This window comes from Stenotrophomonas sp. NPDC077461, from assembly GCF_049545475.1.
Classification (GTDB): domain Bacteria; phylum Pseudomonadota; class Gammaproteobacteria; order Xanthomonadales; family Xanthomonadaceae; genus Stenotrophomonas; species Stenotrophomonas nematodicola.
On the sequence record NZ_JBMWDO010000009.1, the window covers coordinates 71,479 to 92,460 of the forward strand.

Annotated in this window: 22 protein-coding genes and 1 pseudogene; 12 read left to right on the forward strand and 11 right to left on the reverse strand. The window is 67.8% G+C overall.

The window, feature by feature from the left end:
- Positions 1-70: 70 nt before the first annotated feature.
- Positions 71-895, forward strand: a complete 825-nt coding sequence (locus tag ACPEH8_RS15255) for a DMT family transporter (protein WP_136003607.1) — start codon at positions 71-73, stop codon at positions 893-895.
- Between the two features lie 7 nt (positions 896-902).
- Here ACPEH8_RS15255 and rimI read toward each other — a convergent pair whose 3' ends face one another.
- Genes rimI through pssA form a run of 3 tightly spaced genes read right to left on the reverse strand, consistent with a single transcriptional unit; the run spans position 903 to position 2,649 of the window.
- Positions 903-1,400, reverse strand: coding sequence for a ribosomal protein S18-alanine N-acetyltransferase (rimI, locus tag ACPEH8_RS15260; RefSeq protein ID WP_017356293.1), 498 nt, complete (start codon positions 1,398-1,400; stop codon positions 903-905).
- Positions 1,397-1,861, reverse strand: a complete 465-nt coding sequence (locus ACPEH8_RS15265; protein ID WP_168355612.1) for a hypothetical protein — start codon at positions 1,859-1,861, stop codon at positions 1,397-1,399. The genes rimI and ACPEH8_RS15265 overlap by 4 nt, the downstream gene beginning before the upstream one ends.
- A gap of 8 nt (positions 1,862-1,869) precedes the next feature.
- Positions 1,870-2,649, reverse strand: coding sequence for a CDP-diacylglycerol--serine O-phosphatidyltransferase (gene pssA / locus ACPEH8_RS15270; protein WP_136003604.1), 780 nt, complete (start codon positions 2,647-2,649; stop codon positions 1,870-1,872).
- 112 nt (positions 2,650-2,761) lie between these two features.
- Between pssA and ACPEH8_RS15275 the strand changes: the two genes are divergently transcribed.
- The 3 genes and pseudogenes from ACPEH8_RS15275 to ACPEH8_RS15285 all read left to right on the forward strand — a co-directional run.
- Entirely contained in the window at positions 2,762-3,142 is a 381-nt protein-coding gene (locus tag ACPEH8_RS15275; protein WP_423667331.1) for a DUF4124 domain-containing protein, read from the forward strand.
- 148 nt (positions 3,143-3,290) lie between these two features.
- Positions 3,291-4,982, forward strand: a complete 1,692-nt coding sequence (locus ACPEH8_RS15280) for a proline--tRNA ligase (RefSeq protein ID WP_313275308.1) — start codon at positions 3,291-3,293, stop codon at positions 4,980-4,982.
- A 152-nt stretch (positions 4,983-5,134) separates the two neighbouring features.
- Positions 5,135-5,506 (forward strand): annotated as a pseudogene (locus ACPEH8_RS15285) (H-NS family nucleoid-associated regulatory protein); the annotation flags it as partial.
- Between the two features lie 75 nt (positions 5,507-5,581).
- Here the strand turns inward: ACPEH8_RS15285 and ACPEH8_RS15290 are convergent.
- Positions 5,582-6,841: a threonine/serine ThrE exporter family protein gene (locus ACPEH8_RS15290; RefSeq protein WP_017354685.1), complete on the reverse strand. Its 1,260-nt coding sequence runs from the start codon at positions 6,839-6,841 to the stop codon at positions 5,582-5,584.
- Between the two features lie 149 nt (positions 6,842-6,990).
- Between ACPEH8_RS15290 and ACPEH8_RS15295 the strand changes: the two genes are divergently transcribed.
- From ACPEH8_RS15295 to ACPEH8_RS15310, 4 genes are read left to right on the forward strand one after another with little or no spacing between them, the layout of a single operon-like run.
- The gene (locus ACPEH8_RS15295) at positions 6,991-8,103 is read left to right on the forward strand and encodes an ABC transporter permease (protein ID WP_017354686.1); all 1,113 of its coding nucleotides are present in this window, start codon (positions 6,991-6,993) and stop codon (positions 8,101-8,103) included.
- Positions 8,104-8,106: 3 nt separating this feature from the next.
- Positions 8,107-8,964 (forward strand): ABC transporter ATP-binding protein, encoded by an 858-nt coding sequence (locus tag ACPEH8_RS15300; RefSeq protein WP_017354687.1) that lies wholly within the window; start codon positions 8,107-8,109, stop codon positions 8,962-8,964.
- Positions 8,965-8,993: 29 nt separating this feature from the next.
- Positions 8,994-9,920 (forward strand): MlaD family protein, encoded by a 927-nt coding sequence (locus ACPEH8_RS15305; protein WP_017354688.1) that lies wholly within the window; start codon positions 8,994-8,996, stop codon positions 9,918-9,920.
- Positions 9,917-10,549, forward strand: a complete 633-nt coding sequence (locus tag ACPEH8_RS15310; protein WP_017354689.1) for an ABC-type transport auxiliary lipoprotein family protein — start codon at positions 9,917-9,919, stop codon at positions 10,547-10,549. Before ACPEH8_RS15305 ends, ACPEH8_RS15310 begins: the two co-directional genes overlap by 4 nt.
- Before the next feature lie 36 nt (positions 10,550-10,585).
- Here ACPEH8_RS15310 and ACPEH8_RS15315 read toward each other — a convergent pair whose 3' ends face one another.
- The 7 genes from ACPEH8_RS15315 to rfbB form a co-directional block, all read right to left on the reverse strand.
- Entirely contained in the window at positions 10,586-11,167 is a 582-nt protein-coding gene (locus tag ACPEH8_RS15315) for an alpha-ketoglutarate-dependent dioxygenase AlkB family protein (RefSeq protein ID WP_423667334.1), read from the reverse strand.
- A 61-nt stretch (positions 11,168-11,228) separates the two neighbouring features.
- Positions 11,229-11,861, reverse strand: a complete 633-nt coding sequence (locus tag ACPEH8_RS15320; RefSeq protein ID WP_136003595.1) for a CoA transferase subunit B — start codon at positions 11,859-11,861, stop codon at positions 11,229-11,231.
- Between the two features lies 1 nt (position 11,862).
- Positions 11,863-12,597 (reverse strand): CoA transferase subunit A, encoded by a 735-nt coding sequence (locus tag ACPEH8_RS15325; RefSeq protein ID WP_017354692.1) that lies wholly within the window; start codon positions 12,595-12,597, stop codon positions 11,863-11,865.
- A gap of 76 nt (positions 12,598-12,673) precedes the next feature.
- A complete protein-coding gene (rfbD, locus tag ACPEH8_RS15330) occupies positions 12,674-13,573 on the reverse strand; it encodes a dTDP-4-dehydrorhamnose reductase (protein WP_017354693.1) in 900 nt (299 codons plus the stop codon).
- Positions 13,570-14,127, reverse strand: a complete 558-nt coding sequence (gene rfbC, locus ACPEH8_RS15335; RefSeq protein ID WP_153164926.1) for a dTDP-4-dehydrorhamnose 3,5-epimerase — start codon at positions 14,125-14,127, stop codon at positions 13,570-13,572. The genes rfbD and rfbC overlap by 4 nt, the downstream gene beginning before the upstream one ends.
- Entirely contained in the window at positions 14,124-15,011 is an 888-nt protein-coding gene (gene rfbA / locus ACPEH8_RS15340) for a glucose-1-phosphate thymidylyltransferase RfbA (RefSeq protein WP_017354695.1), read from the reverse strand. Before rfbA ends, rfbC begins: the two co-directional genes overlap by 4 nt.
- A 32-nt stretch (positions 15,012-15,043) precedes the next feature.
- A complete protein-coding gene (gene rfbB / locus ACPEH8_RS15345; protein WP_166472594.1) occupies positions 15,044-16,099 on the reverse strand; it encodes a dTDP-glucose 4,6-dehydratase in 1,056 nt (351 codons plus the stop codon).
- A gap of 263 nt (positions 16,100-16,362) precedes the next feature.
- Between rfbB and ACPEH8_RS15350 the strand changes: the two genes are divergently transcribed.
- From ACPEH8_RS15350 to ACPEH8_RS15365, 4 genes are all read left to right on the forward strand, one after another.
- A complete protein-coding gene (locus ACPEH8_RS15350; RefSeq protein ID WP_017354697.1) occupies positions 16,363-17,109 on the forward strand; it encodes an electron transfer flavoprotein subunit beta/FixA family protein in 747 nt (248 codons plus the stop codon).
- On the forward strand, positions 17,109-18,047 hold the full coding sequence (locus ACPEH8_RS15355) for an electron transfer flavoprotein subunit alpha/FixB family protein (protein ID WP_136003583.1): 939 nt from the start codon (positions 17,109-17,111) through the stop codon (positions 18,045-18,047). Before ACPEH8_RS15350 ends, ACPEH8_RS15355 begins: the two co-directional genes overlap by 1 nt.
- A 147-nt stretch (positions 18,048-18,194) precedes the next feature.
- Positions 18,195-19,553 carry a phosphomannomutase/phosphoglucomutase gene (locus ACPEH8_RS15360; RefSeq protein ID WP_017354699.1) on the forward strand — a complete coding sequence of 453 codons (1,359 nt, stop codon included), beginning with the start codon at positions 18,195-18,197 and terminating at the stop codon, positions 19,551-19,553.
- A 15-nt stretch (positions 19,554-19,568) separates the two neighbouring features.
- Entirely contained in the window at positions 19,569-20,975 is a 1,407-nt protein-coding gene (locus ACPEH8_RS15365) for a mannose-1-phosphate guanylyltransferase/mannose-6-phosphate isomerase (protein WP_017354700.1), read from the forward strand.
- Positions 20,976-20,982: the final 7 nt, after the last annotated feature.

A 20,982-nucleotide genomic window follows, 5' to 3' on the forward strand; every position in this document is an offset into this window, starting at 1 on the left:
CCCGGTTGCCGGTCAACCACCGCCGCTGCTGGCATCATGGGTGCCCTGACACGGCGCGCGTACCGACACGATGTCGTTGACCATTTTTCTGGTGGTGGTGTTCGCCGCGGCGTTGCATGCCAGCTGGAATGCCATCGTCAAACGCGGCAGCGACACGCTGCTGACCACGATCCTGGTGACCGGTTCGGCGGCCGTGATCGCCGCCCTCGTCCTGCCCTTCCTGCCGGCGCCGGCACGCGTGAGCTGGCCGTGGCTGGCGGCATCGACCCTGCTGCAGGTGACGTACTACGTGCTGGTGGCCCGCACCTACCGGGTCACGGACATGAGTGCGTCGTATCCGCTGATGCGCGGCTGCGCACCGATCCTGGTGGCGCTGGTCGCCACTGTCGTGGTCGGCGAGCCGCTGCCGCCGCTGGCTTGGGCCGGCATCGCACTGGTCTGCCTGGGCATTCTGACCATGACCCGCGGCCGGTCGCGGCAGCACCTGTGGCTGCCGCTGCTCAATGCCGGTGTCATCGCCACCTATACGCTGGTCGATGCCTGGGGCGCGCGCCAGTCCGGTGCCGCGTTGAGCTACACCCTGTGGCTGTTCCTGCTGTCCGGGCTGCCCCTGCCGGTGTGGGCGCTGTGCACGCGCGCGGCGTCGCTGCGGGCGTACGCACGGCGCAACTGGCGGTATGGCGTGGTCGGCGGTGTCGGCACACTGACGTCGTATGCGCTCGCGCTGTGGGCGATGACCATCGCGCCGGTGGCGATGATCGCGGCGCTGCGCGAAACCTCGATCCTGTTCGGCATCCTGATCTCCGCGTTCGTCCTGCGCGAGCGGGTGGACCGCCAGCGCTGGATCGCCGCGGGAGTGATCGTGCTGGGCGCGGCGGTGCTGCGGATCGCGTGATGCCCGCCTACAGCGGGGGCATCGCCTGGATGTCGTCGTCGACCAGTTCCATCGCCATCACCAGCGCATCCTCGCGCCCATCGCGGGCCGGGTAGTAGCGCGGCCGGCGGCCGATCTCGTTGAATCCTTCGCTGTGGTACAGCGCCACTGCCGGGGTGTTGGACGGACGTACCTCCAGAAACACCCGCTGCGCGCCGTGGTCGCGCGCCAGCTTGACCAGCGCCCGCAGCAGGAAGCGGCCATGCCCGCGCGACTGGCACAGCGGGTCCACGCAGACGTTGAGCACATGTGCCTCGTCGGCAGCGATGCTCAGCACGCCATAGCCCATCAGCAGGCCGTCGTCCTCCAGCGCCAGGGCCGGGTAACCGGCGCGCAGACAGTCCTGGAAAATGCCGCGGGTCCACGGATAGGGGTACCCGCGCACCTCGATCGCCATCACGGCGTTGAGATCGCTCTCGCGCAGCGCGCGCAACGACAGCGGCCGCGGTGAGCTGACCGCGCTCACGACCGGCCCTGCCGGCGCAGGGCGCGCAACTGCGGCCACAGCGCGCGCTTGGCGGCCGGATTGCCGCGCAGTTCGTCCAGCGCCCAACCGGCCATCAGGGCCTGGGTCTCCGGTGCGTTGGGGTTGCAGCCGGAGGCGCGCAGCAGGGCAATCTGCAGGCGGTCGGGCATCTGTACCGCCGGGCGGCGACCGGCGCGCGCACGCGCCGGCGCCGGGGGCGCCTCGGCCGCCAGCGGGGCGGTACGCCGTACCGGTGCGTCGGCCGGCGCGGCGACCGGGGCAATGTCAGGCCGGGTATCCGGTGCGGCCGGTGCGCGCGCCACCACCGGCGCCGCACTCAGGTCGATCTGCGCCGCCGGCGCCACCATCGGCTCGGGCGCGACACTGCCATCCACGAACACGGTGTAGCCCATCGCCTGCAGCCACGACTGCTGCGCCGGGGACCACAGCGGCGGCAGCACCGGCGAACTCACGCGCCCGGCTCGGCCGTCTTGCGGGTGCGCTGCCACAGCCAGTACACCGGGCCGGACAGGGCGTACAGCACGCCCACCGCGAACAGCACGCGCGGCAGGTCGATGACCATGATGGCGATGCCGATCGGCACCAGCGCCAACGCCAGGAACGGCACGCGGTCGGCGCGCGGCCCCTTCTCGCCACTGCCCTTGAAGCTCCAGAAGCGGATCCGGCTGACCATCAGCAGGGCGGCCACCAGGGTCACCCCGAGCGCCACGTAGCGCAGCTGGTTGCCGTCCCAGCCCAGGTTGCCGTCGGCAAAGGCCCAGACGAAGGACATCATCAGCCCGGCCGCGGCCGGGCTGGCCAGGCCGATGAACCAGCGCTTGTCGACCACGGTGACCTGGGTATTGAAACGGGCCAGGCGCAGCGCCGCGCAGGCGGCATATAGGAAGGCGACCGCCCAGCCGACCCGGCCCATCACCGGATCGTCGAACTTCAGCCAGGACAGCGACCAGTGGTACATCACCAGCGCCGGGGCCATGCCGAAGCTGACCAGATCGGCCAGCGAGTCGTATTGCACCCCGAATTCGCTGCTGGTGCCGGTCAGGCGGGCGACCCGACCGTCCAGGCCATCCATGACGGCGGCCACGAACACGGCGATGGCGGCGTTGACGAAATCGCCGTTGGCCGCGGCGATGATCGCGTAGAAGCCGGCGAACAGGCCTGCGGTGGTGAACAGGTTCGGCAGCAGGTAGATGCTGCGGTTGCGCGGCGGGGGTTTCATCTCATCCATGCCGGCCAGTTTAGTGGGTGCGGCGGTCTTTGGGGCAGTGCGGGCGGCCCGGCTTGCCAGCACGCCGGCGGAATGCTGCAATCGCGCACCTGCCCTGATGCCCGGAGTTGCCATGCGTGCCCTGCCCTCTCTGTGCTGCCTGCTGCTGCTCGCCAGCGCCACGGCCAGTGCCGGTACCGTCTACAAGTGGAAGGACGCCAACGGCGTGACCCAGTACTCGGAGAAGCCGCCGGCCGGCAAGACCTTCGAGACGCGCCAGGTGCAGCACCGCGACCCGGCCGGCCCGCGCGCCCCGGCTGCGGCGCCCGCCGCCGAATCGACCGACTGCACCACCGCCCGCAGCAACCTGGCCCTGCTCAACGGCCAGGGCGCGGTGATGCAGGACACCGATGGGGACGGCAAGGCCGAAACCGCCCTGAACGACGAACAGCGTGGCGCGCAGAAGACGCTGGCCGAAGCAGCGATCAAGGCCTACTGCAAACCCGCCGGCTGAGCGGGCCGGGGCCGTCGCCGTCCCGCGCAGACGACCGCCGCCAGGCCCGCCGTCCCGGCAGCCCCGTCCGCCCCGTCCCCGCTGACCGTTGGTCGATCGGGGCCGGGCTGGCAGAATGTAGGCTTTCCGCCGTTCAGCGAAGCCGACGATGCGCCTCTCCCAGTTCCACCTGCACACCACCAAGGAAACACCCAGCGACGCGGAGCTCACCAGCCACCGCCTGATGCTGCGCGCGGGCATGATCCGCAAGCTGGCCTCGGGGCTGTACACCTGGTCGCCGCTGGGCCTGCGCGTGCTGCGCAAGGTCGAACGCATCGTGCGCGAGGAAATGGACCGTGCCGGCGCCGTCGAGTTCCAGATCCCGACCATCCAGCCCAAGGAACTGTGGGAAGCCACCGGCCGGTGGGAAAAGTTCGGCCCGCAGCTGCTCAAGATCAAGGACCGCAAGGAACAGGTGTTCTGCTACAGCCCCACCGCCGAAGAGGCCGCGGCCGATTTCGCCCGCCAGGAGCTGTCCAGCTACAAGCAGCTGCCGGTCAATTTCTACCAGATCCAGACCAAGTTCCGCGATGAGATCCGCCCGCGTTTCGGCGTGATGCGTTCGCGCGAGTTCCTGATGAAGGACGCTTACTCCTTCCACCTGCACGATGAGTGCCTGGTGCGAGAGTACGAAAACATGAAGGCGGCCTACAGCCGCATCTTCACCCGCCTGGGCCTGGATTTCCGCATGGTGCAGGCCGATTCGGGCGCGATCGGCGGCGACGCGTCGCAGGAATTCCACGTCATCGCCGACTCCGGCGAGGATGCGCTGGTGTTCTCCACCGGCTCGGATTACGCGGCCAACATGGAAGCGGCCGTGGCCGCCGCCCCGGGCCCGCGCCCCGCCGCCAGCGAAGCGCTGCGCAAGGTCGATACGCCCACCCAGAAGACCTGCGAGGCTGTCGCCGCGCTGCTCGGCCTGGGCCTGGAGCGCACGGTCAAGTCGATCGCGATCATGAGCGAGGCCGGCTTCGTGCTGGCCCTGGTGCGCGGCGACCACGACGTCAACGAGATCAAGCTGGCCAAGGTGGCCGGCCTGCAGGGCTACCGCATGGCCAGCGAGGCGGAGATCGCCGCGCACCTGGGCAGCGAGCCCGGTTTCCTCGGGCCGCTCGGCCCGGCCCAGCCGGTGCGCATCGTCGCCGACCGCGACGTCGCGGCCCTGGCCGACTTCGTGATCGGCGCCAATGAAACCGGTGCCCATCTCGCCGGCGTCAACTGGGGCCGCGACCTGCCCGAACCGGAAGTGGCCGATATCCGCAACGCGAAGGAAGGCGACCGTGCCGCCGATGGTGGCGAGCTGAAAATCGCCCGCGGCATCGAGGTGGGTCACGTATTCCAGCTTGGCCGCCAGTATGCGCAGGCGCTCAACGCCACCGTGCTGGATGAGAACGGCAAGGCCGCGGTGATGGCGATGGGCTGTTATGGCGTGGGTATCTCGCGCATCGTCGCCGCCGCCATCGAGCAGAACCACGATGACGCCGGCATTATCTGGCCCGACGCGATGGCGCCGTGGCAGGTGGTGGTGTGCGTGATCAACCCCAAGCAGGACGAGACCATCGCCGCCGCTGCTGCCGACCTGCTCGCCGAGCTGCAGGCCGCCGGGCTGGATGCCGCACTGGATGATCGTGGCCTGCGCCCGGGGGCGATGTTCGCCGACATGGAACTGATCGGCGTTCCACACCGCGTGGTGGTCTCCGACCGCGGCCTTGCCGCAGGGACCTACGAATACCGGGCACGCCGCGCCAGCGAAGCGCAGCACCTGGACCGGGCGGCGCTGATGGCGACCTTGACCGCGTGATGACAGAAAGCCGGGACAATATCCCGGCTTTCCTGTTTTACGATGTGATTGATTATTCCCCGGGGTTTGTACCGCGGACTTCCGGGAATGTATGCTGTTGTCGATGCCAAGGACCGGCTCACCCTGTCCTTATATACATTCCGGAGTGGTAAATGAGCATTGACCTGAGCGGCCTGTCCGCCAAAGAGCTGGGCGCACTGATCAAGAATGCGAAGAAGCAGCAGACCATCGTCGCCAAGCGGCCGGCCATCAGCAAGGTGCGCGCGCAGCTGACCAAGCTCGCCAAGGCGCAGGGTTATTCGGTGGAAGAACTGTTCGGTGGCACCGCGCCGGCACGGGGTCGTGCCGCCAAGGCGGCCACGTCACCGGCCAAGAAGGCCGTGCGCAAGCTGGGCAAGGTGGCGCCGAAGTACCGCAACCCGGCCAATCCGAAGGAAACCTGGACCGGCCGTGGCAAGCAGCCGCGCTGGCTGGCCGCGCATACCGCCAAGGGCAAGAAGCCGGAAGATTTCCTGATCAAGAAGTAATCGCGGCCCGTCCGCGAATGAAAACGCCGGCCCTGTGCCGGCGTTTTTGTTTTCCGCTTCGGCAAAGCCCGTTCAGAGATTCTTGCGCGCCGGCACCAGAAGATTGCCGAACAGCAGCCCCGCCACCAGCGCCATCACCACGTTGAGCACGGTCATCAGCACGGTCTGGCCGGCGCTCATGTCCTGCTGCTGCACCAGGGTGAGCACGCCGCGCAGGCTGGTGCTGCCCGGCACCAGCATGATGATGCCGGGCAGCCGGATGATCGCGCCGGGGCGCTGCACCAGCCGGCCGAACAGATTGCCCGCTGCGGTCATCAGCATCGCCGACATGAAAATGCCGGCCGGCAGGCCCCAGGCCTGGCCGGCGAACTTGGAAATGGCGTAGCCGGCCACCGACGCGGCCATTACCCAGGGATAATCGCGGCGGTTGGCCTTGAACAGCATCGCAAAGGCGAACGCGGCCAGCAGCAGCGCGCTCCACTCCACCCAGTCCGCCTGCGGACGCGAAGCGCGCACGTGCGGTTCCAGGCCGATGATGCCCGACAGCGTGACCGCGATCACCGCCCCCACGGTCAATTTCAGGATCGTGGTGATCGCGCCGGCAAAGCGTGCGGTACCCGATACCCAATGCTGGCTGGCCAGTTCGTTGACCGCGTTGGTCAGCGACATGCCGGGCAGCATGACCACCAGCGAGGCGATGATGACGGTATTGAGGTTGAGCGGCCCGATGAACGAGGCCACCAGCGCGGCCACGGTGCCGGCCAGCAGCGCCGCCAGCGCCTCGCTGGCTTCGCGGCTGGCGGGGCGACGATCGGTGTACAGCGTCATCAGGCCGATCAGCAGCCCGATCATGCCGGCGGTGGCGATATCCAGCCACGGCAGTTTCCACAGCCCGGCCACGCCGGCCGCGCCAAGGCTGTAGGACAGGATCATGCGGATCTTGCCGCGCCGGCCGGGGTCCTTGTCGAGCTGGCGCAGAGCGGTATGGCCCTGGGCGATGCTCATCGTGCCGTTGGCGACCGCATCGGTAATCTGGTCGGCGATGCTGAGCTTGTGCAGATCGTTTTCGCCCGGCGCCAGACGGATCACGCGGGTGATGTCCGACGAGCCGATCGCCTTGGTCGGGTCGCTGAAACTCAGGATCAGCCCGGTCGGGTTCGACCACGGTTCACAGTCCAGGTCCAGTCGCTGCGCCAGCGCCACCACCGCCGCTTCCAGCCGCTGCGCGGTGGTGCCATAGCTGTGCAGGCGCCCGGCGATCTCCGAGACGAACGCCACCCGTTGTGCATAGGTGGCTTGGGGGGTGGGAATGGCGGCGGCATCGGCGGACATGCGTCGTAGTATTACCTGAACCTTGCCCGGGCAGAACATCGGGCGTCCCCGCAGCCCCGCACCGCGCATGGACTGCGGCACGTCCACGCACTGCATCACGCGCTCTAGCCTTGCACTCGGACAAGGTATGCTGCGCGCAGGACGACCCCATGACTTCATCCCAAGCCCCCCATCTCGAGCAGGATGCCCAGGACCCCGGCCTGATCCGGTTGTCCGGCCAATGGACGTTGCGCACCGCGCTGGCGGCCGCCGAGGTGCTGCGCGACGCGCCGGAGAAGGTGACCGGCATCGATGCCAGCGGCATCACCCAGCTCGATTCAGCCGGCGTGCTGCAGGTGCTGCGCGTGGCGCACCGTGCCGACCTGGCCGAGGAGGCGCTGGTCTTCCGCGATGAACACCAGGCACTGGTGTGCACCATCGAGGAAGTTGCCGACGACCGCCCGCGCGCCAAGCGTGACTTCGGCGTGCTGGCCGCGCTGGAGCGCCTGGGCGTCAGCGTGCATGGCATGGGCCACAACATCGTGGCGCTGGCCAGCTTCCTCGGCGAGAACCTGGTCAAGGGCGCCCGCCTGCTCAAGGAGCCGCGCCGCTTCCGGCTCACGGCGACGGTGGCGCAGATGGAACAGGTCGGGCTGGACGCGGTGCCGCTGGTGGCGCTGCTGTCCTACCTCGTCGGCGCGGTGATCGCTTTCCTCGGGTCGACGATCCTGCGCGACTTCGGCGCGGAGATCTACGTAGTGGAGCTGGTCAGCATCGCCTTCCTGCGCGAATTTGCGGTCCTGCTCACCGCGATCGTACTGGCCGGCCGCACTGCCAGCGCATTCACCGCCCAGATCGGCGCCATGAAAGCGCGCGAGGAGATCGACGCGATGAAGACGCTCGGCCTGGACCCGATCGACCTGCTGGTGCTGCCGCGCCTGGTGGCGCTGCTGGTCACCCTGCCGCTGCTGACCTTCATCGCGATGGCCGCCGGCCTGGCCGGCGGCATTACCGTGGGCGCGTTCGACCTGGATATTCCGCCGCAGATGTACATCGCACGCATGCACGAGACGATGGAAGTGCGCAACATGCTGGTGGGCCTGTCCAAGGCGCCGGTGTTCGCGCTGGTGATTGGCCTGATCGGCTGCCTGGAAGGCCTGAAAGTGGAAGGCACCGCGCAGTCGGTCGGCGAGCGCACCACCTCCAGCGTGGTGCAGGCCATCTCGCTGGTGATCATCCTCGACGCGTTTGCCGCGTTGTGGTTCATGAAGATGGGCTGGTAAGCCATGCACACCGTCCCTGCCCCCGCCCCGGCCCCCGACGACACCGTCTGCGACGACGCGGGCCTGGCCATCCGCGTGCGCGGGCTCACCAACCGGTTCGGCAGCCAGGTGGTGCACGACGGCCTGGATCTGGACGTGCGCCGCGGCGAGATCCTCGGCGTGGTCGGCGGCTCGGGCACCGGCAAATCGGTGCTGATGCGCAGCATTCTGGGCCTGCGTGCGCCCGACGAAGGCCGTATCGAGGTGCTCGGGGTGGATGCGCGTTCGGGCGATCCGGCCGATCGCCTGCACATCGAACGCAACACCGGCGTGCTGTTCCAGGATGGCGCGCTGTTTTCCTCGCTGACCGTGGGCGAGAACGTGCAGGTGCCGCTGAAGGAACACCATCGCGAACTGCCCGACCGCTGGCACTACGAACTGGCGCTGCTGAAGGTGAAGCTGGCCGGCCTGCCTGCCGATGCGATCAACAAGCTGCCCTCGCAGCTGTCCGGCGGCATGCGCAAACGTGCCGGTCTGGCCCGTGCGCTGGCGCTGGATCCGCCGCTGCTGTTCCTGGACGAGCCCACCGCCGGTCTGGACCCGATCGGCGCGGCCGCCTTCGACCGCCTGATCAAAACACTGCAGGAAGCACTGGGTCTGACCGTGTTCCTGATCACGCACGACCTGGACACGCTGTATGCCATCTGCGACCGGGTGGCGGTGCTGGCCGACCGCAGAGTAGTGGCCAACGCCCCGCTGCACGAGATCGAACAGCTGGACCATCCGTGGATCCAGGAGTACTTCCACGGTCCACGGGCCCGCGCCGCGCGCGCGGCCGTGCCGCCGCCCTCCGACCGCGACGCGACGGCGACCACCTCCTGATGAACCGCATTTTTCCGGGTACCTGACACATGGAAACCAAAGCCAACTACGTACTGATCGGCGCGTTCACCCTGGTGGTGGGACTGGCGCTGCTGGCGTTCGGCCTGTGGGCCGCCAAGTATTCCTCCGACCGCACCTGGACCGAGTACCGTGTGGTGTTCCGTGAGGCCGTGACCGGCCTGTCGGTCGGCAGCCCGGTGCAGTACAACGGCATCGCGGTCGGCTCGATCACCGAACTGAACCTGGTGCCCGACGACCCGCGCCAGGTGGTGGCACGGATCCGGCTCAACTCCAATACGCCGGTCAAGACCGATACCCGCGCCAAGCTGGCGATCACCAGCCTGACCGGGCCGTCGATCATCCAGCTCAGCGGCGGCACGCCCCAGGCGCAGCCGCTCACGGTGGTCAACAAGGACCCGGCACCGATCATTCCGACCACGCCCTCGGCGCTGCAGAACATCACCGACGTGGCCAACCGCATCGTCGAGCGCATGGACCAGGTGCTGAGCGACCGCAACGTGGCCAGCATCAACGCCACGCTGGCCAACCTGGAAACCATCAGCGGCGGCCTGGCCGACCGCGACCAGGGCACGCAGGCGCTGCTGCTCAGCGCGCGCGACGCCGCGCGCAGCCTGGACACCACGCTCAAGACCACCAACGGCACCATCCAGCGCCTGGACACCAATCTGGTGCAGCAGCTGCCGCCGATCCTGGACAAGCTGGAAACCACGCTGACCAAGCTGGATTCGGCCGCCGGCAACGCCGATTCGATCCTCGGCGAGAACCGCGCCGCGATCAACAGCTTCGCCAACGACGGCCTGGCCCAGCTTGGCCCGACCCTGACCGAGCTGCGTGGGCTGATCCGCGACCTGCGCCGGGTCAGCGACCGCCTGGACAACAATCCGGCACGCTATCTGCTGGGCCACGACGCGCCCAAGGAGTTCGAACCCAAATGAGCCGCCCGACCCTGCTCCGCACCCTGTTGCCGATCGCTCTGACGACCCTGCTGGGCGGCTGCTCGCTGCTGGGCAGCAGCGAGCGCAGCGCCGTGACCATCTATTCGCCGGTGGTACGCATCCAGCCCGATCCGGCGTGGCCGCGCGTGGACTGGCAGCTGATCCTGGTCAAGCCCACCGCCGCGCGCGTGGTCGACAGCCCGCGCATCAACGTACGCCCCTCGCCCTCCGAGCTGGAGGTGTACAAGGGCGTGAGCTGGGCGCAGCCGGCCACCGACATGGTCGACGACGCGCTGGTACGCGGCTTCGAGGATTCCGGCCGGATCGGCGGCGTGGCGCGCGCCACCACCGGCATCCGCGCCGACTACAAGCTGGCCCTGGACGTGCGCCGCTTCGAGGCCGACTACCGCGGCCAGGCCACCCCGACCGCGCTGCTGGAGATCAACGCCAAACTGATCCATGTGGTGGACCAGCGGGTGGTGGCCGACCGCACCTTCCGCCAGGAACGTCCGGTTGGCAGCACGGCGGTGGCCGATGTCGCCCAGGCCATCGAGCAGAGCCTGCAGGCGTTCACCACCGAGGTCGTCGGCTGGACGTTGACCACCGGCCAGGCCGATCACCAGAAGTGACATCGGGCGGTGCGTCACTGCATCGCCACACTGCTGTCAGGAAGGCGCGATCCAGCGGAAAGTCAGGTTGATGCGCTCGGCCAGCGGCCGCGCGGTCTTGGGCAGCGCATGCTGGTAATGACGCTGCGTCTGCCCCCCCATCAACAGCAGATCGCCGTGGCCCAGCGTCACCTCGGCCTTGCGGGCGTGGTCGTCGCGACGGCGCAGCAGGAAACGCCGCTCGGCCCCCAGGCTGAGTGAGGCGATCAGCGGGGCCGGACCCAGCTCGGCTTCGTTGTCGCTGTGCCAGCCCATGCCGTCGTCGCCATCGCGGTAGCGGTTGAGCAGCACACTGTTGAACGCGGTCCCGCACAGCGCGGCGAGCCGCTCGCGCAGCGGCAGCAGCGCCGCATGCCAGGGCACCGGCACGAAGTCCGTGCCGGAATAGCGGTAGCGCGCTGCGGGGTCGCCCATCCAGCAGCTCAGCCGCGGCGAATCAACCTGCCGCCCGAACAGGCGGATGCGGTGTACCTCCCACGGCACGTCCTCGCGCAGCTGCCGCTGCAACGCGTCGGCCTCCGGGGCCGCCAGCCAGTGGCGGTGCCAGCGCACCCGGGCATCGGGAAGGTGGAGATCCATGCACTCCTCAGGGCTGCCGCAGCGCCCGCGGACGGGACGCTGCGATGCGCCTCCGGTCCGCTCAGGCCTGGACGAACGCCACGCCGGTTTTTTCCTTCAGTTCGTCCATGCCCACGCCAGGGGCGGCTTCCACCAGCACCAGGCCGCTGTCGGTGACGTCGAACACGGCCAGATCGGTGATGATGCGGTCGACCACGCCCACGCCGGTCAGCGGCAGGGTGCAGTCGGGCAGGATTTTGTGCTCGCCGTTCCTGGCGGTGTGCTCCATCAGCACCACCACGCGCTGCACGCCGGCCACCAGGTCCATCGCACCGCCCATGCCCTTGACCATCTTGCCGGGCACCATCCAGTTGGCCAGATCGCCCTTGTCGGTGACCTGCATCGCGCCGAGGATGGCCAGGTTGATGTGGCCGCCACGGATCATCGCGAAACTGTCGTGGCTGCCGAAGTAGCTGGCGCCGGCACGCGCGGTGACGGTCTGCTTGCCGGCATTGATCAGGTCGGCATCGACCTCGTCTTCGGTCGGGAACGGGCCGATGCCGAGCAGGCCGTTTTCGGACTGCAACCAGACATCCACGCCGTCGGGAATATGGTTGGCCACCAGGGTCGGCAGGCCGATGCCCAGATTCACATAGGCGCCGTCGGTCAGTTCGCGGGCGGCGCGTGCCGCCATTTCATCGCGGGTCCATGCCATGTCAGTTGCCCTCCGCACGGATGGTGCGCTGTTCGATACGCTTCTCGGGATGCGGGTTGTGCACGATGCGGTGCACGTAGATGCCGGGCAGGTGGACCTGGTCCGGATCGATGCTGCCCACCGGCACCACCTCCTCCACCTCGACGATGCACAGCCTGCCGGCCATCGCGCAGGCCGGGTTGAAGTTGCGCGCGGTCTTGCGGAACACCAGGTTGCCGGCTTCGTCGGCCTTCCACGCCTTGACCAGCGCCACGTCGGCGCGCAGCGCGGTTTCCATCACGTAGTGCTTGCCGTCGAACTCGCGGGTTTCCTTGCCCTCGGCCACCACGGTGCCGTAGCCGGTGGCGGTGAAGAACGCGGGAATGCCCGCGCCGCCGGCGCGCAGGCGCTCGGCCAGGGTGCCCTGCGGGTTGAACTCCAGTTCCAGCTCACCGGCCAGGAACTGACGCTCGAATTCCTTGTTCTCACCCACGTAGGACGAGATCATTTTCTGGATCTGGCGCGTTTCCAGCAGCTGGCCCAGGCCGAAGCCATCCACGCCGGCATTGTTGGAGATCACCGTCAGGCCCTTGGCCCCGGTGTCACGCAGCGCTGCGATCAGCGCCTCGGGAATGCCGCACAGGCCGAAACCACCCACCGCCAGGGTCTGGCCATCGGCGATCACGCCCTGCAGTGCCTCGGCGGCGCTGGCGTACTGCTTGCCACGCCGCGTGGCGGTGTCCGGGGACTTGCTCATCTACGCCCTCACCTCGTTGATGTAAGCGCGCATTGTAGCGGCTGGACGCTGTTTTCCCTGCCGCGCTGCAGCGCGTTCAGCGCGCGGGGAACTGCGCCATCACCTGCGCAAGGCCGTCCTGCCAGGTCGGCAGAGCAAGGCCGAAGTCGGCCTGCAGGCGCGTCACATCAAGGTGCGAGCAGGCAGGCCGGAGCGCAGGCGTGGGGTACTCGGCGGTGGTGATCGCCTCCACGCGCGGTGCACGCGACAACACGCCTCGGGCCACCGCCGCCGCGAAGATCGCTTCGGCAAATCCATGCCAGCTGGTGTCGCCCGTGGCCGTCAGGTGCCACGTGCCGGACAGGCCACCGGGATGTCGCAGCGCGTGCGCGGTGACATCGGCGATCAGGGCTGCCGGCGTGGGTGTGCCGATCTGGTCGGCGACCACGCGCAACACATCACGCTCGGCGCCCACCCGCAGCATCGTGCGCAGAAAATTGGTGCCGTGCGGGGCGTATACCCAGGCGGTGCGGAAGATCAGATGGCGGCCGCCGGCGGCACGGATGGCGTCTTCGCCGTCGCGCTTGGTGGTGCCGTATACGTTGAGCGGCGCGGTGGGCGCGTCCTCCCGATACGGCACGCGTGAGCGCCCATCGAAGACGTAGTCGGTCGAGTAGTGCACAAACGGCACGTCGTGCCGTGCGCACCAGCGTGCGATGGCCGCAGGGGCCTCGGTGTTCGCCCGGCGCGCGGCGTCCGGCTCCTGCTCCGCCCGGTCGACAGCCGTGTACGCGGCCGCATTGACCACCACGGAGGGCCGCAGGCGGTCGAGCATCACCGGCAGCGATGCCGGTCGATCCAGATCAGCCACCTCGCACACCGTGCCGTCGGCAAGCCGGCCGCTGCGGGTGGTGGCGGTCAGCGGTCCGGACGGCGCCAGCGCGCGCAGCAGTTCCTGCCCGAGCTGGCCATTGCCGCCCAGCACCAGCGCGGTCATGCCGTGTAGACCGGCAGCCGGTCGGGGTCGATGTCCGCCAGGAACGGGGCCTGCTCATCCTTGGCCGACAGCGACGGGGCGCTGATCGGCCAGTCGACGGCGAGGTCGGCATCATTCCAGCGGATGGCCGCATCGGCCTCTTTGACGTACACGTCGGTGCACAGGTAGTTGAACAGGGCCGTCTCGGACAACACCGCAAAGCCATGCGCGAACCCCGGCGGAATCCACAGCTGGCGGCGGTTCTCGCCGCTGAGAATGAACGCCTCCCAGCGGCCGAACGTGGGCGAGCCGCGGCGGATGTCGACTGCCACGTCATACACCTCGCCCTGCAGCACCGTCACCAGTTTTCCCTGCGGGCGCGGCCACTGGTAATGCAGGCCGCGCAGGACCCCCTTCGACGAGGAGGACACATTGCTCTGGACGAAACCGCCCGGAAGGTCGTGCGCGGCAAAGCGCTCGGCATTCCAGGTCTCGAAGAAGAACCCGCGGTCATCGCCGAACACACTCGGCTCGATTACCTTGCAGCCCGGAAGCAAGGTGTCGATGATTTTCACGGCACCGTTCCTCGCTGCACCAGCTTGTGCAGGTACTGGCCGTAACCGTTCTTGATCAACGGCGCGGCCAGCGCTTCCAGCTGCTCGGCATTGATCCAGCCCTGACCGAACGCGATTTCTTCCGGGCAGCACACCTGCAGGCCCTGTCGGGTCTGGATGGTTTCAATGAAGTTGGACGCCTCCAGCAAGGACTGGTGCGTACCGGTATCCAGCCAGGCATACCCGCGGCCGAGCGCTTCCAGGTGCAACTGGCCTTCGCGCAGGTAGCGCTGGTTGAGATCGGTGATCTCCAGCTCGCCGCGCGGCGACGGCTTGAGGTCGGCGGCATAGTCGCTGGCATTGCCGTCGTAGAAGTACAGGCCGGTGACCGCGTAGTTGGAACGCGGCTGGCTCGGCTTCTCCACCAGATCCACGACCTTGCCGGCGCTGTCGAATTCGGCCACGCCATAGCGCTCCGGGTCATTGACCCAGTAGCCGAACACCGTTGCGCCGTTCTGCCGTTCGTCGGCGTTGCGCAACATCTGCCGCAGGCCGTGACCGTGGAAAATGTTGTCGCCCAGCACCAGGCAGCTCGGCTTGCCGCCGATGAAGTCGCGGCCGATCAGGTACGCCTGCGCCAGCCCGTCCGGGCTCGGCTGCACGGCGTACTCGATGTTCATGCCCCACTGCGAACCATCCCCCAGCAACGCCTGGAACAACGCCTGCTCGTGCGGGGTGTTGATGATCAGCACATCGCGGATGCCCGTCAGCATCAGCACGCTGAGCGGGTAGTAGATCATCGGCTTGTCGTACACCGGGAGCAGCTGCTTGCTGACGCCCTTGGTGATCGGATAAAGGCGGGTGCCTGAGCCACCGGCGAGAATGATGCCCTTGCGTTGCGTCATGCGGTTGTCCTGTGTCTGGTGGTCGCCGCCGGTCAGGCGGCGGTGCCGATGCGCTGCAGGCGGTAGCTGCCGTCGAGCACGCCGTTGACCCATGCCTGGTTGTCCAGATACCAGTCCACGGTCAAGGCGATGCCCTGCTCGAAGGTGTACTTGGGCTCCCAGCCCAACTGATCCTTCAGCTTGGAGGCATCGATCGCATAACGACGGTCATGGCCGGGGCGGTCGGCCACGTAGGTGACCTGGCTGCTGCGCGGCTGGCCGTCCTCGCGCGGACGACGCGCATCGAGCAGCGCGCAGATCGCATGCACCACCTCGATGTTCTCCTTCTCGGAGTTGCCGCCCACGTTGTAGGTCTCCCCGACCTGGCCCTTGGCCAGCACGGTGCGGATCGCTTCGCAGTGGTCGGACACGAACAGCCAGTCGCGCACCTGCCTGCCGTCGCCATACACCGGCAGGGGCTCGCCGGCCAGCGCCTTGGCGATCACCAGCGGGATGAGCTTCTCGGGGAAGTGGTACGGGCCGTAGTTGTTGGAGCAGTTGGTGGTCAGCACCGGCAACCCGTAGGTGTGGTGGAACGCACGCACCAGGTGGTCCGACGCCGCCTTGGACGCCGAGTACGGCGAGTTTGGCGCATACGGGGTGGTTTCGCTGAACTTGCCCGTCTCGCCCAGGGTGCCGTACACCTCATCGGTGGACACGTGCAGGAAACGGAATGCCGCGCCCTGCTCTGGCGGCAGCGCCTTCCAGTAGTCCCGCACCGCTTCCAGCAATCCCAGCGTGCCGACCACGTTGGTCTGGATGAACGCGCCCGGACCATCGATGGACCGGTCCACATGGCTTTCGGCCGCGAAGTTCAGCACCGCGTCGGGCCGATGCTCCGCCAGCAGACGGGTCACCAGCGCCCGGTCACCGATATCGCCCTCGACAAACACGTGGTTGGCATTGCCTTCCAGCGAGGACAGGGTCTTGAGGTTGCCCGCGTAGGTCAGCGCATCGAGATTGATGACGCGCACGCCGTTGGCAACCGCCTCCAGTACAAAGTTACCGCCAATGAAGCCGGCTCCGCCAGTTACAAGCCAAGTGGGCACTACCCGTTCTCCTGTTCGGTTACGTCCCGGGCGGGTAGGTGGGCCGCCCCGGCACAGCGGCACAGCATACATCGCACCCGCCTTCACGACTGCCTGCCGGAGGTGAACGCCCCCGGCGCTGGCGCCCGTTTCTGCTGCATTGCGGCATCACCATACGCATTCGCATGGTGCCGCGCAGGCAGTTAGAATCCAGGTCCCACCCCCGAACCGGTTGCTGTTCCAAGGACCGGACGTTCCCCCGTTATTGAAGGATCCCGCACCAGATGAAAATCCTCGTCGCGTACAAGCGCGTGGTGGACTACAACGTCCGCATTCAGGTCAAGCCGGACGGTTCCGGCGTGGTCACCGACGGCGTCAAGCTGTCGCCCAACCCCTTTGACGAGATCGCCCTGGAAGAAGCGCTGCGCCTGCGCGACAAGGGCATCGCCACCGAGGTGGTGGTCGCCACCATCGCACCGGCCGATGCCCAGGCCCACCTGCGCAACGGTCTGGCGATGGGCGCCAACCGGGCCGTCCACGTGGTCACCGACCAGGCCATCCAGCCGCTGACCGCCGCGCGCACCCTGCTCAAGCTGGTCGAGAAGGAACAGCCGGACCTGGTGATCCTCGGCAAGCAGGCGATCGACGACGATGCCAACCAGACCGGCCAGATGCTGGCCACGCTGTGGGGCCGCCCGCAGGCGACCTTCGCCAGCAAGCTGGACATCGCCGACGGCAAGGCCACGGTCACCCGTGAAGTCGACGCCGGTCTGGAGACGCTGGAAGTGGACCTGCCGGCCGTGGTCACCACCGATCTGCGCCTGAACGAGCCGCGCTTCATCAAGCTGCCCGACATCATGAAGGCCAAGGCCAAGCCGCTGGAAACCCTGCAGCTGGCCGATCTGGGCGTGGACGCCGCCGATACCTTCAACACCACCCACTACGCCGCGCCGGTCAAGCGCAGCAAGGGCGTGATGGTCAAGGACGCGGCCGAACTGGTCGCCGCACTCAAGCAGAAGGGGTTGCTGTAATGACCAAGATCCTCGTTGTTGCCGAACACCATGACGGCAAGCTCAACGCCGCCACCGCCAAGACGGTCAGCGCTGCGGCCGCCATCAGCGGCGCCAGCATCGACGTGGTCGTGCTGGCGGCCGACCCGGCGGCTGTGGCCGCCCAGGCCGCCGAACTGGCCGGTGTGGCCAAGGTACTGACCGTGGCCAACGCCGCCAATGCCCAGGCCCTGGCCCAGGTGCTGGCACCGCAGATCGCACAGCTGGCCACCGGCTACACGCATGTGTTCGGGCCGTCGACCACCTTCGGCAAGGACCTGATGCCCTGCGTGGCCGCCCTGCTCGGGGTCAACCAGGTCTCCGACCTGATGACCGTCGAAGGCAGCCACAGCTTCAAGCGCCCGATCTATGCCGGCAATGCGATCATCACGGTGGACGTGCCGGCCGACCAGATCGTGGTTGCCACCGTGCGCGCCGCGTCCTGGCCGGAAGCGGCCAAGGGCGGCAGCGCCGCCGTTGAAGCGGCCAGCGTGGACGCGGCCCTGCCGACCCACACCCGCTTCATCGGGCTGGCCGCGGGCGCCACCGACCGACCGGACCTGCAGAGCGCCAGGCGCGTGGTCTCCGGCGGCCGCGGCGTCGGTTCGGAAGAGAACTTCAAGGTCATCTTCCAGCTGGCCGACAAGCTCGGCGCCGCCGTCGGCGCATCGCGTGCGGCGGTGGATGCCGGCTATGTCCCCAGCGACCTGCAGGTCGGCCAGACCGGCAAGATCATCTCGCCGGAGCTGTACGTGGCCGTGGGCATCAGCGGCGCCATCCAGCACCTGACCGGCATCAAGGATGCCGGCACTATCGTGGCCATCAACAAGGACCCGGATTCGCCGATCTTCGAGATCGCCGACATCGGTCTGGTCGGGGACCTGTTCACGTTGCTGCCTGAGCTCGAAGCGGCGCTGTAAGCGCTGTGTGACGCCTGGGCCGCGCCACCAGAGGGTGTCGCGGCCCTTTCATTCTCTGGCCCTGGAAGGCCCTCCGCTCGAAAAAGCGACCCGTTCCTCAGAACGCTGTCGCTATAATCGGCGGTCACCCCCGTAAGGACTGCATTGATGACGCTCCCCTGTTTCAAGGCATACGACATCCGCGGCCGCGTTCCGGAAGAACTGGACGTGGCCCTCGCCGAGCGCATTGGCGCCGGCACCGCGTCCCTGCTGGGACCGGGGCCTGTCGTCCTGGGACGCGACATCCGCCTGAGCAGCCCGGAGCTGCAGGCTGCCCTGGAAAAAGGATTCACCGGTGCAGGCCGTGATGTGATCGACATCGGGCTGTGCGGTACCGAGGAGGTCTATTTCCAGACCTTCCACCGCCAGGCCGCCGGCGGCGTGATGGTCACCGCCAGCCACAACCCGATGGGCTACAACGGCATGAAGCTGGTGCGTGAACACGCGCGCCCGATCAGCGGCGACACCGGCCTGTTCGACGTGCGCGACTTTGCCGCCGGTGATGCACCGCTGCCCTCGGGGGAGGGTGTGGTGCGCAGCGATACCGACAAAACCGCCTACATCCAGCACCTGCTGGGCTATGTCGATGTGGCCGCGCTGAAGCCGTTGAAGATCGTGGTCAACGCCGGCAACGGCGGCGCCGGTCTGGTGATCGACGAACTGGCACCGCACCTGCCGTTCGAGTTCATCCGCATCCAGCATGAGCCCGACGGCACGTTCCCCAACGGCATCCCCAACCCGCTGCTGCCGGAAAACCGCGCCGCCACGGCCGATGCGGTGCGCGCCCACGGCGCCGATTTCGGCATTGCCTGGGACGGCGATTTCGACCGTTGCTTCTTCTTCGACAGCACCGGCGCATTCATCGAGGGCTACTACCTGGTCGGCCTGCTGGCCGTGGCACTGCTCAAGCGCCGGCCGGGCGGCAAGATCATCCACGACCCGCGCCTGACCTGGAACACGGTTGAAATGGTCGAACAGGCCGGTGGCGTGCCGATCATGAGCAAAACCGGCCACGCGTTCATCAAGGAGCGCATGCGCGCCGAAGATGCCATCTACGGTGGCGAGATGAGCGCGCACCATTACTTCCGCGACTTCGCCTACTGCGACTCCGGCATGATTCCGTGGCTGCTGATCGCCGAACTGGTCTCGCAGACCGGCACGTCGCTTGGCGACCTGGTCGCCGATCGCATGCAGGCCTTCCCCTGCAGCGGCGAGATCAACTTCCGCGTCGACGACGCCAAGGCCGCGACCGCCCGCGTGCTGGCCCACTATGCGGACCAGGCGCCCGAACTGGATCACACCGATGGGGTCAGCGTCGAATTCGCCACCTGGCGTTTCAACCTGCGCAGCTCCAATACCGAACCGCTTCTGCGGCTGAACGTCGAGACCCGTGGCGATGCCGCGCTGCTGCGCGCCCGGACCGAAGAGCTCACCGCTCTGATCGGCGGACAAGCCCCCCAACACTGATTCAGGACGATCTCCATGTTGCCCATTCTCCCCGTCATCCTTTCCGGTGGCTCCGGTACCCGCCTCTGGCCGCTCTCGCGCGAGGCATACCCGAAACAGTTCCTGCCGCTGGTGGGCGATGTCACGATGCTGCAGGCCACATGGAACCGCGTGGCCGCCATCGCCGGCAGGGCGCCGATCGTGGTGGCCAACCAGGAACACCGTTTCATGGCCGCCGAACAGCTGCGCGAATGCAGCGTGGTGCCGCAGGCGCTGATTCTCGAGCCGATCGGGCGCAACACCGCACCGGCGATCGCCATCGCCGCGCTGCAGGCACTGGCCGGCGGTGAGGACGCGCTGCTGCTGGTGCTGCCGTCCGACCATGTGGTCCGCAACGATGCCGCCTTCCACGCGGCGGTCAAGCAGGCGGCTGTGGCCGCTGATGCCGGCAAGCTGGTCACCTTCGGCATCGTGCCGACGGCCCCGGAAACCGGCTATGGCTACATCAAGGCCCACGCCGGCGAAGGCGTGCGCGGCGTCGACCGCTTCGTCGAGAAGCCGAACCTGGAGACCGCCCAGCAGTACGTCAGCTCCGGCGAGTACTACTGGAACAGCGGCATGTTCCTGTTCAAGGCATCCCGTTACCTGCAGGAACTGGAGGCGCTGCAGCCGGCCATGCTGGCGGCCTGCCGCGCCGCGCTGGACAAGGCCTCGCGTGACAGCGACTTCATCCGCCTGGATGCCGAAGCCTTCGCGGCCAGCCCCAACGATTCGATCGACTATGCGGTGATGGAGAAGACCGCCGATGCCGCCGTGGTTCCGCTGGATGCCGGCTGGAATGACGTGGGCTCCTGGTCGGCGCTGTGGGACGTGTCAGACAAGGACGCCGACGGCAATGCCTGCCACGGCGACGTCATCGCGCTGGACTGCCGCAACAGCTATGCCTACGGCACCCGCCTGATCGCGATGGTCGGGCTGGAAGATGTGGTGGTCGTGGAGACCGACGACGCCGTATTCGTGGGCCACAAGGACCGCGTACAGGACGTCAAGGAAATCGTCGGCCAGATCAAGCGCGACGGCCGCAGCGAAGCCGCTGCGCACCGCAAGGTCTACCGCCCGTGGGGTGCGTACGACTCCATCGACAACGGCGCCCGTTTCCAGGTCAAGCGCATCACGGTCAAGCCCGGTGCCACGCTGAGCCTGCAGATGCACCACCACCGCGCCGAGCACTGGATCGTGGTCAGCGGCACTGCCGAGGTCACCCGCGGCGACGAGGTGATCCTGCTCACCGAGAACCAGAGCACCTACATCCCGCTCGGCGTGACCCATCGCCTCAAGAATCCGGGCAAGCTGCCGCTTGAGCTGATCGAGGTGCAGTCGGGCAGCTATCTCGGCGAGGACGACATCGTGCGGTTCGAAGACCAGTACGGTCGCGCCCAGTAAGGCCATC